The 12,485-nt window shown below is 72.0% G+C and carries 15 protein-coding genes; 6 read left to right on the top strand and 9 right to left on the bottom strand.

The features are described 5' to 3' along the window. Positions 1–96: 96 nt before the first annotated feature. From clpB to ACFYOS_RS30810, 3 genes are all read right to left on the bottom strand, one after another. A complete protein-coding gene (clpB, locus tag ACFYOS_RS30820) occupies positions 97–2,688 on the bottom strand; it encodes an ATP-dependent chaperone ClpB (RefSeq protein WP_387149063.1) in 2,592 nt (863 codons plus the stop codon). A gap of 186 nt (positions 2,689–2,874) precedes the next feature. Then, entirely contained in the window at positions 2,875–3,138 is a 264-nt protein-coding gene (locus ACFYOS_RS30815) for a hypothetical protein (protein ID WP_387149060.1), read from the bottom strand. After that, a complete protein-coding gene (locus ACFYOS_RS30810; RefSeq protein ID WP_387149058.1) occupies positions 3,135–3,452 on the bottom strand; it encodes a DivIVA domain-containing protein in 318 nt (105 codons plus the stop codon). Before ACFYOS_RS30810 ends, ACFYOS_RS30815 begins: the two co-directional genes overlap by 4 nt. A 314-nt stretch (positions 3,453–3,766) precedes the next feature. Between ACFYOS_RS30810 and ACFYOS_RS30805 the strand changes: the two genes are divergently transcribed. Beyond that, positions 3,767–3,994 carry a winged helix-turn-helix domain-containing protein gene (locus ACFYOS_RS30805; protein WP_387149056.1) on the top strand — a complete coding sequence of 76 codons (228 nt, stop codon included), beginning with the start codon at positions 3,767–3,769 and terminating at the stop codon, positions 3,992–3,994. A 5-nt stretch (positions 3,995–3,999) separates the two neighbouring features. After that, positions 4,000–4,230 (top strand): winged helix-turn-helix domain-containing protein, encoded by a 231-nt coding sequence (locus ACFYOS_RS30800; RefSeq protein WP_387149054.1) that lies wholly within the window; start codon positions 4,000–4,002, stop codon positions 4,228–4,230. Between the two features lie 44 nt (positions 4,231–4,274). Here the strand turns inward: ACFYOS_RS30800 and ACFYOS_RS30795 are convergent, their stop codons facing one another. Then, on the bottom strand, positions 4,275–5,369 hold the full coding sequence (locus ACFYOS_RS30795; protein ID WP_387149051.1) for a hypothetical protein: 1,095 nt from the start codon (positions 5,367–5,369) through the stop codon (positions 4,275–4,277). A 121-nt stretch (positions 5,370–5,490) separates the two neighbouring features. Here ACFYOS_RS30795 and ACFYOS_RS30790 point away from each other — a divergent pair, with 121 nt between their 5' ends. From ACFYOS_RS30790 to ACFYOS_RS30780, 3 genes are all read left to right on the top strand, one after another. Beyond that, positions 5,491–5,991 (top strand): cation:proton antiporter regulatory subunit, encoded by a 501-nt coding sequence (locus ACFYOS_RS30790; protein WP_387149049.1) that lies wholly within the window; start codon positions 5,491–5,493, stop codon positions 5,989–5,991. Positions 5,992–5,996: 5 nt separating this feature from the next. Next, positions 5,997–7,205 (top strand): cation:proton antiporter, encoded by a 1,209-nt coding sequence (locus ACFYOS_RS30785; protein ID WP_387149046.1) that lies wholly within the window; start codon positions 5,997–5,999, stop codon positions 7,203–7,205. Positions 7,206–7,373: 168 nt separating this feature from the next. Then, positions 7,374–7,802 carry a hypothetical protein gene (locus ACFYOS_RS30780; RefSeq protein WP_387149043.1) on the top strand — a complete coding sequence of 143 codons (429 nt, stop codon included), beginning with the start codon at positions 7,374–7,376 and terminating at the stop codon, positions 7,800–7,802. A gap of 127 nt (positions 7,803–7,929) precedes the next feature. On the opposite strand, the gene ACFYOS_RS30775 is transcribed toward ACFYOS_RS30780, so the two are convergent. Together ACFYOS_RS30775 and ACFYOS_RS30770 are read right to left on the bottom strand one after the other, a co-directional pair. Continuing rightward, a complete protein-coding gene (locus tag ACFYOS_RS30775; RefSeq protein WP_387149041.1) occupies positions 7,930–8,139 on the bottom strand; it encodes a hypothetical protein in 210 nt (69 codons plus the stop codon). A 159-nt stretch (positions 8,140–8,298) separates the two neighbouring features. Next, positions 8,299–9,222, bottom strand: a complete 924-nt coding sequence (locus ACFYOS_RS30770; protein WP_387149038.1) for a ketopantoate reductase family protein — start codon at positions 9,220–9,222, stop codon at positions 8,299–8,301. A gap of 86 nt (positions 9,223–9,308) precedes the next feature. Here ACFYOS_RS30770 and ACFYOS_RS30765 point away from each other — a divergent pair, with 86 nt between their 5' ends. After that, a complete protein-coding gene (locus ACFYOS_RS30765) occupies positions 9,309–9,872 on the top strand; it encodes a CGNR zinc finger domain-containing protein (protein ID WP_387149036.1) in 564 nt (187 codons plus the stop codon). A 112-nt stretch (positions 9,873–9,984) separates the two neighbouring features. On the opposite strand, the gene ACFYOS_RS30760 is transcribed toward ACFYOS_RS30765, so the two are convergent. The 3 genes from ACFYOS_RS30760 to grpE all read right to left on the bottom strand — a co-directional run bounded on the left by ACFYOS_RS30760 (position 9,985) and on the right by grpE (position 12,482). Further along, entirely contained in the window at positions 9,985–10,425 is a 441-nt protein-coding gene (locus tag ACFYOS_RS30760; protein ID WP_387149033.1) for a heat shock protein transcriptional repressor HspR, read from the bottom strand. Between the two features lie 31 nt (positions 10,426–10,456). After that, a complete protein-coding gene (gene dnaJ / locus ACFYOS_RS30755; RefSeq protein ID WP_387149031.1) occupies positions 10,457–11,638 on the bottom strand; it encodes a molecular chaperone DnaJ in 1,182 nt (393 codons plus the stop codon). A gap of 79 nt (positions 11,639–11,717) precedes the next feature. Beyond that, on the bottom strand, positions 11,718–12,482 hold the full coding sequence (gene grpE / locus ACFYOS_RS30750; RefSeq protein ID WP_387149028.1) for a nucleotide exchange factor GrpE: 765 nt from the start codon (positions 12,480–12,482) through the stop codon (positions 11,718–11,720). Positions 12,483–12,485: the final 3 nt, after the last annotated feature.

The following is a 12,485-nucleotide window of genomic DNA, read 5'->3' as shown; positions in this document are numbered from 1 at the left end:
GTCCCGTTGCCCGACGCGAACTTTCCTGGTCAACGACGGCCGCCCGGCCGGGGGCCGCGGTGCGGCGGGACCGGCCGGGCGGACGGACGAGGGTGGTCAGGCGGCGGTGACGGAGAGGGCGTCCTTCGTGTCGGCGAGGTCGACGCGGACCGTGTCGCCGTCGCGGATCTGGCCGGCCAGCAGCGCCTTGGCGAGCTGGTCGCCGATCGCCGACTGCACCAGTCGGCGCAGCGGGCGGGCGCCGTAGATCGGGTCGTACCCGTGCTCGGCGATCCACAGACGGGCGGAGTCGGTGATCTCCAGGCCGAGCCGGCGGTCAGCCAGCCGGCGGCGCATCCGGTCGAGTTGGATGTCCACGATGGCCCGCAGGTCCTCGCCCTGCAGGGCGGCGAACACCACGATGTCGTCGAGGCGGTTGAGGAACTCCGGCTTGAAGTGCGACCGGACCACCGCGAGGACGCCCTCTCGGCGCTGCTCCTCGGCGAGCGTCAGGTCGCTGATGATCGACGAGCCGAGGTTCGAGGTGAGGATCAGGATCGCGTTGCGGAAGTCCACCGTGCGGCCCTGGCCGTCGGTGAGCCGGCCGTCGTCGAGCACCTGGAGCAGCACGTCGAAGACGTCCGGGTGGGCCTTCTCCACCTCGTCCAGCAGCACCACCGAGTACGGCCGGCGGCGCACCGCCTCGGTCAGCTGGCCGCCCTCCTCGTAGCCGACGTACCCCGGAGGGGCGCCGACCAGGCGGGCGACGGAGTGCTTCTCGCCGTACTCGCTCATGTCGATGCGGACCATGGCCCGCTCGTCGTCGAAGAGGAACTCGGCGAGCGCCTTGGCCAGCTCGGTCTTGCCGACACCCGTCGGACCGAGGAAGAGGAAGCTGCCGGTCGGGCGGTCCGGGTCGGCGACGCCGGCCCGGGCGCGGCGGACCGCGTCGGAGACCGCGGCGACGGCCTCGGACTGGCCGACCACGCGAGACTGCAGCGACTCCTCCATCCGGAGCAGCTTGGCGGTCTCGCCCTCGAGCAGCCGGCCGGCGGGGATGCCGGTCCAGGAGGCGACCACGGCGGCGATGTCGTCCGCGCCGACCTCCTCCTTGAGCATCGCGCCGTCGGCCTGGAGCCGGGCCAGCTCCTCCTCGGCCCGCGTCAGCTCGGCCTTGAGGGCGGGGATCCGGCCGTACCGCAGCTCGGCGGCGCGTTCCAGCTCGCCGTCACGCTCGGCCCGCTCGGCCTCGCCGCCCAGCCGCTCCAGCTCCTCCTTGGCGGTGGAGAGCTTGGTGATGTGGCTCTTCTCCAACTGCCAGCGCTCGGAGAGCGCGGTGAGCTGCTCGCGCTTGTCGGCCAGCTCCTTGCGCAGCCGCTCCAGCCGCTCGGCGGACGCGGCGTCCGGCTCCTTGGCCAGCGCCATCTCCTCGATCTCGAGCCGGCGCACCGCCCGCTCGATCTCGTCCACCTCCACCGGACGGGAGTCGATCTCCATCCGGAGCCGGGACGCGGACTCGTCGACCAGGTCGATCGCCTTGTCCGGCAGGAACCGGTCGGTGATGTAGCGGTCCGACAGGGCGGCGGCGGCGACCAGTGCGGCGTCGGTGATCCGTACGCCGTGGTGCACCTCGTAGCGCTCCTTGAGGCCGCGCAGGATGCCGATGGTGTCCTCGATGGTCGGCTCGCCGACCAGCACCGGCTGGAAGCGGCGCTCCAGCGCCGGGTCCTTCTCGATGTGCTCGCGGTATTCGTCCAGGGTCGTCGCGCCGACCATCCGCAGCTCACCGCGGGCCAGCATCGGCTTGAGCATGTTGCCGGCGTCCATCGAGCCCTCGCCCTTGCCGGCGCCCACGACGGTGTGCAGCTCGTCGAGGAAGGTGATGACCTGGCCGTTGGAGTTCTTGATCTCCTCCAGCACCGACTTCAGCCGCTCCTCGAACTGGCCGCGGTACTGCGCGCCGGCCACCATCGCGCCGAGGTCGAGCGAGACGAGCTTCTTGTCCCGCAGCGACTCGGGCACGTCGCCCGCGACGATCCGCTGGGCGAGGCCCTCGACGATGGCGGTCTTGCCGACGCCGGGCTCACCGATCAGCACCGGGTTGTTCTTGGTCCGCCGGGACAGCACCTGGATCACCCGGCGAATCTCCGAGTCGCGGCCGATGACCGGGTCGATCTTGCCGTCGCGGGCGCTGGCGGTCAGGTCCACGCCGTACTTGGCCAGGGCCTGGTAGGTCTGCTCCGGGTCGGCCGTGGTGACCCGGCGGTCCCCGCCGCGGACGGTCGGGAAGGCGGCGACCAGGTTCTCCTCGGTGGCGCCGGCGTTCTTCAGCGCGACCGAGACCGCGCCACCGACGCGGGCGAGGCCGGAGAGCAGGTGCTCGGTGGAGGTGTACTCGTCGCCCAGCGGCCGGGCGATCTGCTCGGCGGCACCGATGGCGTTGACGAACTCGCGGGCCAGGGTCGGCTCGGCGAGGCTGGAGCCGCGCGCGGCGGGCAGGGTGTCGACCGAACGCTGGGCGACCCGGCGCAGCTCCGCGGGGTCGGCCCCGACGGCGCGCAGCAGGCCGGCGGCGGTCGAGCCCTCGGTGTCCAGCAGCGACAGCAGCAGGTGCCAGGGCTCCACGGTGGCGTGACCGCGCTGGTTCGCCAGCGCGACGGCACCGGTGATGGTCTCGCGGCTCTTGGTGGTGAGGCGTTCCGTGTTCATGGGCTCCCCTGGATCGGCGTGTCCACTGGGAATGACACAACCAGAGTTGAGTCTATTCCGCTCAACTCGAGCGGTGTGACGCCGGTCACCGCCGCTCCAGGATGCCTCGCCAGGGCAAGGGTCGAACGGGAGCGCCAGCCGTCGGCCGGGGGGCGAGCGCCCTTTGGAGTTGAGTCGGTCACGCCATCACCGCCCGGGCCGTCCAGGTAAGCGCGCGGTGCACGGCGTTTCGTGATCGGCACGCAGGACGCAACGTCGGCCGCCGTCGAGCTTGCGGTCGCAGAACACCCAGTGGCGTACGCATTGGTTGTCCTCGGTCGAAACGGTGATCCCGCCGAGGTCGACCGCGGCGAGGAAGGCCAGCGAACGACCGGCGGTCCGGGCGAAGATCTTGGCCCGGGCCAGGTCGGCGGCGGTGACCGGCAGGTGAATGACGTAGCGGCTGGTCACGGTCGTCCGGCCAGGTCGCGCATCGTGTGGGCCTGCCGGGACTGCCACTCGCGGAGCGCGTCCTTGACCCGGGCCACCTCCTCCCGACTGCGGACCACGTCGGCATGCGCGGCGGCAAGGTCGCCCGCCACCCGGTCGAGGAACGCGACAACGTCGACCGGGTCCAGGCCCCGGCGGCGGGTGGCGAAGGTCCGGCTCCGCACCTGCCAAGGCCGCAGCGGGAGGTACGACGCCGAGCGGTACGCACCAGCCGGCGGCTGGTTGGGCGCGCCGCTGTTCCGGCGCTTCGATCGGGGTCGCAGGAGATTACGCATGATGCTGGTCCCTCCTCAACGATCGGTCGGCGAGGGCGGAAGGGAGCGGCCTGACCGAGTGGGCGTTGATCAACCGGGCCGCCCTACCCTGCCACCGCAGCTTTGTTCGGGAGTACGGCAGCAGGGCAGATCCGCGAGGTCGGGACGGACCAAGGGGGACGCCCGCCCCGACCAGATGAGCGCCCCAGTGCCATCCGGGAGCGTTCATTAGGAACCAACAATCGCTAGCGGTTGTGGGTCAATGGCCAACCAACGATTGCTTGAGGTTGGAGGTTGCTGCGTGATCGAATGGGCGTGCCATCCGGGGAGTGTGTATGCCCAAGCAGCAGTACCAGGTGCTCGCAGACGAGCTGAAGAACAAGATCGATTCGGGAGAGTGGCCGCCCGGCACCAAACTGCCGAGCCGGTCACAACTGTGCAAGGAATACGGCGTATCGGACACCGTGGTCGGCAAGGCGATGATGATTCTGCGCGCGACCGGCCTGACCGAGACCCTGGAGGGGGTAGGCGTCTTCGTCGCCGAGCCGAAGCAGGCGAGCTGAGCGCCATGCCTCGCGTTTCCGACCGCCAGCGAATCGCACAGGACATCCGAGACAAGATCGCCTCGGGCGAGTACGCCCCCGGCGACAAGCTCCCGTCCCTGCGCGAGCTGATCGCGCACCACGGAGTCTCCGCAGAGCCAGTCCGCTCAGCGCTGCTGATCCTCCAAGCGGAAGGCTTGGTCGAGGGCCACCAGGGCAAGGGCGTCTACGTGGCTGAACGAAGCCCCTCCTCTTGATAGCGCTGGCTTTCCCATGGGTCGCACACCGGCAGCCGGCTGGGTCAGTCGCCGTCCAGGATCACCTTGACCCAGCGCCGGTTGGCGGTCCAGCCGGTGCCGAGGATGACGTCGGCCGGGCCACGGGCGACGATCGTGCCGTCGGCGAGCACCGTCAGATAGTGGTCGGCGGTCAGCGGCCAGTCGACGTGGTAGTAGCGGCCCCCGGCCACCACGCCCACCCCGCCCGGGCCGGTCACCGCGAGCAGCCCGGCGCCGATCGGTACCACTGACCGTGCCTGCGCCGGATGCCCGTCGGCGCGGACCCGCTCCCACGACGTCGGGCCCGCGAACCGCCACAGCGCTGGGAAGCCCGTCCGGTCCGGCCGTTCACCGACCAGCCACATGCCGCCGTCCGGCGCGAGCGTCACCCGCAGCACGCCTACCTCGCCGTCCAGCGCCGGCACCGGTGTCGCCCGCCAACTCCGCCCCTGGTTCCGGGAGATCGCCGCGTACGGCCGCCCGCCGGCCGCACCGGCCGCCACGAGCAGGTCGCCGTCCTGGCCGACGGTGTTCAGCCCCGGCACGGACGCCTGGTTGGCCAGTGGACGCAGCCGCTGACCGTCCCACTCGCCGACCTCGCCCAGCCCTTCGATGACCTGGAAGCGACCGCGGGCGCCCACCAGCACAGGCGGCGGCTCGTCCCCGGTGGTGTGGATGAAGCCGGCACCGCCGTCGGTCGACGTGTACCAGCCGTAGGGCTCGGCGAGCAGCGCCAGCACACCGGGGGCCGCGTAGAGCTGCTGGTCCTCGGCTACCGGACGGGGATGCCGCAGCGGCTGCCAGGAGCGCCCGCCGTCCAGGGTGGAATACAGGTGGGCGCTGCAGCTCCGGCCGGGCGGCTGGCTGTCGCAGGCGGCGAAGAGGGCGTAGCCGTGCTCGGCGTCGACGAACTCGACGAACGGGCGGTCGTACCGCTCCGGGACGGCGACCCGGACGTGGCGTACCTCGTCGATGTCGACGACGCGCGGCGGCGCCGGTGCGGTCAGCACCGGGCCGGGCGCCCGCGTCGGCGGCGGCCGCCGGACGTCGCCGATCGAGCAGGCAGCGAGGGCCGGCAGCAGCAGCGCGACGGCCGGGAGAAGCTTCCGAGCGATCATCAGACCTCCTCGGCACGGTCGCCTTCCCTGCGTGCGATGGTCAATTGTCCGTCGAAGGGGCGACCAGCGGGAATGATCTTCGCGCATTCATCCGGCCGCCGGACAGGGTAGCCTCACCTGGGTGCGAGTACGTGTCGAACAGACTGCCCTACCGGGGATCGGCGTACGTCACGACCTGGTGACGGAATCCGGGCGCCGGCTCGGCGTGGTCTCCCACCGCAACGGCCGCCGGGACCTCGTCCTGTACGACCCGGACGATCCCGACTCCTGCCAGGCCGACATCCCGCTGACCGACGACGAGGCGGAGGCGCTGGCCGACATCCTCGGCGCCTCGCTGATGCTCGGCCAGCTCTCCGGGCTGCGCGAGCAGGCCGCCGGACTGCTCACCGAGCAGATCGCCATCCCGGCCGGCTCGAGGTACGTCAACAAGCGGCTGGGCGACACCAGGGCGCGCACCCGCACGAGCGCGTCCATCGTGGCCGTGCTTCGTGACGGCGAGGTGATCGTCTCGCCGGACCCCACCTTTCGCTTCGCGGCCGGTGACGTGGTGGTCGTCGTCGGAACCCGACAGGGCCTCGACGGGGTGACGGCGATCCTCGCCGAAGCGGACCCGGACGGCTGAGGCGGATGCACGAAACCACCACACTGCTCGTCGAGGTCGGCGCGCTGCTGCTCCTGCTCGGCCTGCTCGGCCGGCTCAGCCGCCGGTTCGGCGTCTCGCCCATCCCCCTCTACCTGCTCGCCGGACTCGCCTTCGGCCACGGCGGCCTGCTGCCGCTGAACGCCAGCGAGGAGTTCTTCGCCGTCGGCGCGGAGATCGGCGTGATCCTGCTGCTGGTCATGCTCGGCCTGGAATACAGCGCGAACGAGCTGGTGGGCAACCTCCGCTCGGCCGCCCCGGCCGGCCTGATCGACGCGGTGCTCAACGCGCTGCCCGGCTTCGCCTTCGCACTGCTGCTCGGCTGGGGCTGGGTGGCCGCCGTGGTGCTCGCCGGCGTCACCTGGGTCTCCTCGTCCGGCGTCATCGCCAAGGTGCTCGGCGATCTCGGCCGGGTCGGTAACCGGGAAACCCCGGTGATCCTCTCCGTGCTGGTGATCGAGGACCTGGCGATGGCCCTCTACCTGCCGCTGGTCACCGCGCTGCTCGCCGGGGTCGGCCTGGTCAAGGGCGGCATCGCGCTCGCGGTCGCGGTGCTCACCGTGGTCCTCGTGCTGGCCGTCGCGATCCGGTACGGCCACCTGATCTCCGCCGCGCTCTCCGCGAAGGACCCGGAGGCGCTGCTGCTCGGGGTGCTCGGGCTGACCCTGCTGGTCGCCGGGGTCGCGGCCAAGCTCCAGGTCTCCGCCGCGGTCGGGGCGTTCCTGGTCGGCATCGCCCTGTCCGGGCCGGTGGCGCACCACGCCACCGAGCTGTTGTCCCCGCTGCGGGACCTCTTCGCCGCGGTCTTCTTCGTCTTCTTCGGGCTGGTCACCGACCCGCTGGACATGCCGCCGGTGCTGCTGCCGGCGCTGCTGCTGGCCGTGGTCACCATGGGGACGAAGCTGGCCACCGGTTGGCTGGCCGCCCGCCGGGCCGGGATCGCCGAGCCCGGTCGCTGGCGGGCCGGCTTCGCGCTCACCCCGCGCGGCGAGTTCTCCATCGTCATCGCCGGGCTCGCCGTGGCCGCCGCGTACCCGGTCGAACCGAAGCTGGCCGCGCTCGCCACGGCGTACGTGCTGATCACCGTGGTGACCGGGCCGATGCTGGCCCGGCTGCCGGATCTGCCCTGGTTCAAGCGCTGGTTGCGCCGGCGGGTCGCCACCCGGCCACCTGCGCCGGTGCGGGTGGGCGACTGAGTCGTCGGGCCGGATCGACCGTACGGTGGATCCGGCCCGGCCAACGGTTGTGGAATTGGTTCCGGGAAGGTCTACCGCAGCCAGGCGAAACCGAGTTACGGTGTCGCCCCAGCAGCCAGGGTCTGCGGGTGGCTGGTGCCCCCGCAAGCGGTAGCGGAAGGTTGGCCGGTGAGCGTGCAGGAAGAGACGTTTCACGGCTTTGCCAACCCCGTCGACCCCTCGCCGGCCGAGCTGCGGGCGTGGGCGTACCAGCCGGACTCCGTGCCGCTGGCCTCCATGCCGCAGGACTGGGACCTGCTGGTCGCCGGTGACCACCTGGTGCAGACGCTCTTCGAGCTGGCCATGGACCCGGCCTGCCCGGCCCGCCGGTTCGCCCTGCACTGCCTCTACATCTACGCGGCCGACGGCATCCGGACGAACTTCCGGGCCCACCCGAAGCGCCGGTTCCGCAAGCTGGTCGAGCAGGCCGAGCGGGCCGGCGACGAGCTGATGCGCAACTGGGCGCACAACAGCCGGGTGCTGCTGGCCCGACCGGACCTCTTCGTCTACCGGGACTGGTGCGAAGGCGGCCTGGTGCGGGAGAACCGGCGGCTCTAGCTGGTTTGCTGCCTGGCGGCGGGATGTGGCCCCGCCGGCTTCGTTGTTGACCTTCGGTGGTGTTCCGCCGTGGGACGGCGAACGGGCCGGGACCCCCCGTGGGTCCCGGCCCGCACGTCGCGGATCGTCAGCGTTCCGATCCGCCCTGTCTCCGGCGTCTCGTCTCGGCGCGCCCCTGGTCGATGCCGTGATCGACCTGGTCGGCGAAGCGCCCTTCCTTGATCTTGTCAGTGAAGCGACCCTCGGTCACCCGGTCGAATCGCTCGCGGACGTTCTCGGCCACCTTCTCCAGCCGTTCCTCCGCCTGTTGCGCCACCTTCTTCGCCGATTCCGCCATGGCTCCCCCTGCCAGTTCGGAGTCCGGATTGAGTTGGTTGGGCCTGGTTCAGACGCTAGCGGATCGCCTCCGCCCGGCACCCCGGTTTCCCCGAACCCACCGGGCGGCCCAGGGGCGGCAGACCTGGGCCAACCGGCGGCTGAGCCTGGAGACAGCACACTATCCGCAGGTGAGGCGCTGTTCGTGCACGCGCAGAGCCACCGTCGTGGCGTCCAGCAGCGGAGTGGGTACGCCGAGCGCACGGGCCCGCGCCGTGAGGTCGCCGAAGATCTGCTCGACCTCGGTCGGCTGCCCGGCGACCAGGTCCCGGTAGAGCGAGGCGGTGTCGGCCGAGTTGGGCCGGGTCACGAAGGCCTGGACGTTGTCGAGGGCCTGCTTCGGCACCGGATGCCCGGCTGCTGCGGCGACAGCCGCCGCCTCGGCTGCGATCTGCGGGCCGAGACGGGAGCCTTCGGGGACTGCCACAGCGTCGCCCACCGAACCGCGTACCAGGGTGTTGAGGGCGCCGAGCGTGCTGATGAAGACCCACTTGTGCCACATGGCTCTGCTGATGTCCGGCGAGACGGAAAAGTCGAAGCCCGCGCCGGACAGCACCGCAGCGATCTGCTCGACGCGCTGCGACGGGCCGCCCTGCTGTTCGCCGATGACGATCTCGGCCAGGGTGCCCAGCCGGACGATGTCACCCTCGGCGTCGAGCGTGGTGAGGACGCGGACCACGCCGCCGAGCACGGCGTCCACGTCGAACCGCTCGCTCAGCGTGTCCATGTGCGCCATCCCGTTCAAGAACGGGATCACCGTGGTACGCGGGCCGACCGCGGCGGCGACGTCGTCGATCGCCGCCGGCAGCGCGGTGGCCTTCACCGAGACGAGCACGACGTCGTAATGCCCATCGATCTCGGCGGCGGTAAGCAGCCGTGGCGTGAGCACGGTCTCGGTCCCCAGGCCGGTGATTCGCAGCCCGCGCTCGCGGAGCACGTCGGCGCGCTTGGGCCGGACGAGGAAGGTGACGTCCCGGCCGGCCTGCTGGAGCTGGGCACCGAAGTAGCCTCCGGTCGCGCCCGCCCCGACGACAAGAATTCTCATGCGCCGAGACGTTACTGGTCGAGCAGGTAACACAACAGCGCCCGTGGAGTGATCTGGGTTACCGCTTGAACCGGTATCATCGAGTGGTGTTTCACGATGAGGCGGCCTTCCGGTTCGTCGGCGGCCGGGTTTCAATCGACTTCACCGCGACCCACGGCCTACGGTGGCGCGACCCCAGCGTCGAACGCATCCCTGCCCCGGCCGATCTCGCGCGCTGGTTCCTCGAGGCGGGTCTGACCGACATCCCCGTGCCGGTTTCCGCCTCGACCCTCCGCGGCGCCCGCGAGCTGCGCGAAGCCCTCTACCGGCTGATGCGCGGCCGAGCCCTCGAGGAACCGCTGGACCGGCGAGCCATCGATCTGGTGAACCGCTGGGCGGCCAAGGCGCCCCCCGCGATCCGGCTCACGGCGGACGGTTCGGCGAAACTGCTCGTGGCACCCACCGCCGACGGGCTGCTGGCGTTCGTGGCGCGCGACGGCGTCGACCTGCTCGGTGGCTCCCACGCCAACCGCCTGCGCGAATGCTCCAGCGACACGTGCACGCTGATCTACCTGGACACCTCGCGGGCAGGCAGCCGCCGTTGGTGCTCCATGGAGGTCTGCGGCAGCCGCGACAAGATGGCCCGCTACCGCCGGCGCGCCGCCGACTGACCCACGTCGGCATCGTGGACATGCAGCCGGTCAGGGGGAGCGAAACGCGGAAGGCCGGCGCGGCCCGGAAGGGCACACGCCGGCCTGCGTCAGTGGGCGGCGGAGTAGGGGATCAGCGGTCGGGGGTGCGGCGGGGGTGCCAGACGACGAGCGCCGTCGAGGTGCGGTTGGTGGGGACCAGGTCGCCGCGGGGGAAACCGCCCAGCGACTCCAGCTCGGCGATTCGGCGGTACGCGGCGTCCAGCTCCGCCTCCAGCCGGGCCACCCGCTGCTGGGCCTCCTCGAGCAGCCGTTCCAGCCCGATGATCCGCTTGACCCCGGCCAGGTTGATCCCGTCGTCCTGGCTGAGGCGCTGCACCTCGCGGAGCAGCACCACGTCCCGGACGCTGTAGCGGCGACCACCACCGGCCGCCCGGCCCGCCTGCACCAGGCCCAGCCGGTCGTACTGGCGCAGGGTCTGCGGGTGCATGCCCGCCATCCGCGCCGCGACCGAGATCATCAGCACCTTGGCCTCGTAGGCAGGGTCACCCGAGCCGACGAACTCCTGCGACATCCCCGCTCACCTCCGCTGCCTGCTCACCCGATCAACCGAACCGACGCACCCGCGCGTCGAGATGTTCCCGCGCCGCGGGTGGGGTCTGCTCCGCGAACGCCTCCAGCGCCGCCCTCGCCTCGTCCGACACCTTTGCCGGAACCACCACATCGAGGGTGACCAGGAGGTCACCGGCGCGGCCGTCCTTGCGTACGACGCCCTTGCCCCGGGCCCGGAGCACCCGACCGCTCGGAGTACCCGGTGGCACCCGGAGGGTCACCGTGCCGTCCAGGGTCGGCACCCGCAGGTCCGTGCCGAGCACGGCCTCGGCGAACGTGATCGGCACGGTCACGGTCAGATCGTCCCCGCTACGCCCGAACAGCTCGTCCGGGCGCACCTTCACCTGGACGAACAGATCGCCCGCCGGACCGCCCCGCTCGCCGGGCTCACCCCGGCCGGCCAGCCGGATGCGCTGGCCGTCGGCCACCCCGGCGGGGAAGCGGACGTTCAGCGTCCGGGTCTTGGTCACCCCGCCGGTGCCGTGGCACTCCGGGCACTTCTCCTCGACGATGGTGCCCACGCCCTGGCAGTTGCGGCACGGCTCGGAGAAGCTGAACGACCCCTGGTTGCGGGTCGTCACCCCGGCGCCGTGGCAGACCGGGCAGGCCACCGGCTGGGTGCCGGGCTTCGCTCCGTTGCCGTGGCAGGTGTCGCAGACCCCGGGCGCGCGCAGCGTCAGCGGCAACGTGACGCCACGTACGGCGTCCTCGAAGTCGAGCGCCACCTCGGCCTCGACGTCCCGGCCACGCGCCGGCCCGCGCGCCCGGGCCGCACCGCCACCGCCGCCCGAGAAGATCGAGCTGAACAGGTCGGTGAAGCCGCCGCCACCGAACCGGGTGTCGGTGCCGCCGGCCGCCCCGCCGAACAGGTCGGAGACGTCGAACGGCATGCCGCCCGGCTGGCCTGCGCCACGGGCATTGCGACGGAACGCGCCCGAGCCGAAGAGCGAGCGCATCTCGTCGTACTCGCGGCGCTTCTTCTCGTCGCCGAGCACCGCGTACGCCTCGGACACGGTCTTGAACCGCTCCTCGGCCTTCGGGTCACCGGGGTTGTGGTCCGGGTGCGACTCCCGGGCCAGCTTCCGGTACGACTTCTTGATCTCGTCCGAGGAGGCGGACTTCTCCACGCCCAGCGCGGCGTAGTAGTCCTTCTCGATCCAGTCCTTGGAACTCACCGGTCCACCCCCTTCCACGGGACGTACCCCGGTCGTCCCGCCCGCCCGGTGCGGGCGGGCGGGACGTCACGGGTCGGCACTACTCCGGGTCGGCGACCGCGACCAGGGCGGGCCGCAGCAGCCGTTCGCCGAGCTGGTAGCCCCGGCGCATGACCTGCACGCAGGTCGGTTCGGTCACGTCGGCGGAGGTCTGGTGGGCCACCGCCTCGTGCCGGGTCGGGTCGAACGGGTCGCCCTGCTCGCCGAACGCGGTCAGGCCGAACTTGCCCAGCGCGGTGGTGAGCTGCTCGGCCACCGAGCCGAACGGCCCCACCAGGTCGCCGTGCTCGCGGGCCCGGTCCAGGTCGTCGAGGATCGGCAGCAGCGCGGTCAGCACCCCGCCCGTCGCCTGCTCCTGAACCAGGTTGCGGTCCCGGTCGACCCGCTTGCGGTAGTTGGCGTACTCCGCCGACACGCGCTGCAGGTCGCGGGTCCGCTCGTCCAGCTCGGCCCGGAGCGACTCCAGCTCGGCGCCGAGCGGCGCGCCCGCCGGGGCGGCCTCCACTTCCTCGGTCGGCTCGGCCGGCGCGTCGACCACCGCCGGGCCGGAGACCGGGGCCTCGGCCTCGGCCTCGATCTCGTCGACCACGACCTCGGCCTCCTCGACCAGCCCCTCGGCCGGCGCGTCGGCCGCGGCGTCCGCCGCCGCCGCGTCGGCCGCGGACTGCGCGGTGGACTTGCCGATCTTGCGCTTGTCACGGATGACGACCCGTGGCTCGTCGCCGGAGCCCTGCCCGGCGGCCGCGGAGCCACCCGGCGCCGACCCGGTGGAACCCGGGCTGGCGGCTCGTGGCTTCTCCGTCATGCG

The organism is Micromonospora sp. NPDC005806 (assembly GCF_042871425.1).
GTDB lineage: Bacteria > Actinomycetota > Actinomycetes > Mycobacteriales > Micromonosporaceae > Micromonospora.
Note: the sequence above shows the minus strand (reverse complement) of the source record. Positions and strands in the feature narration are given on the sequence as shown.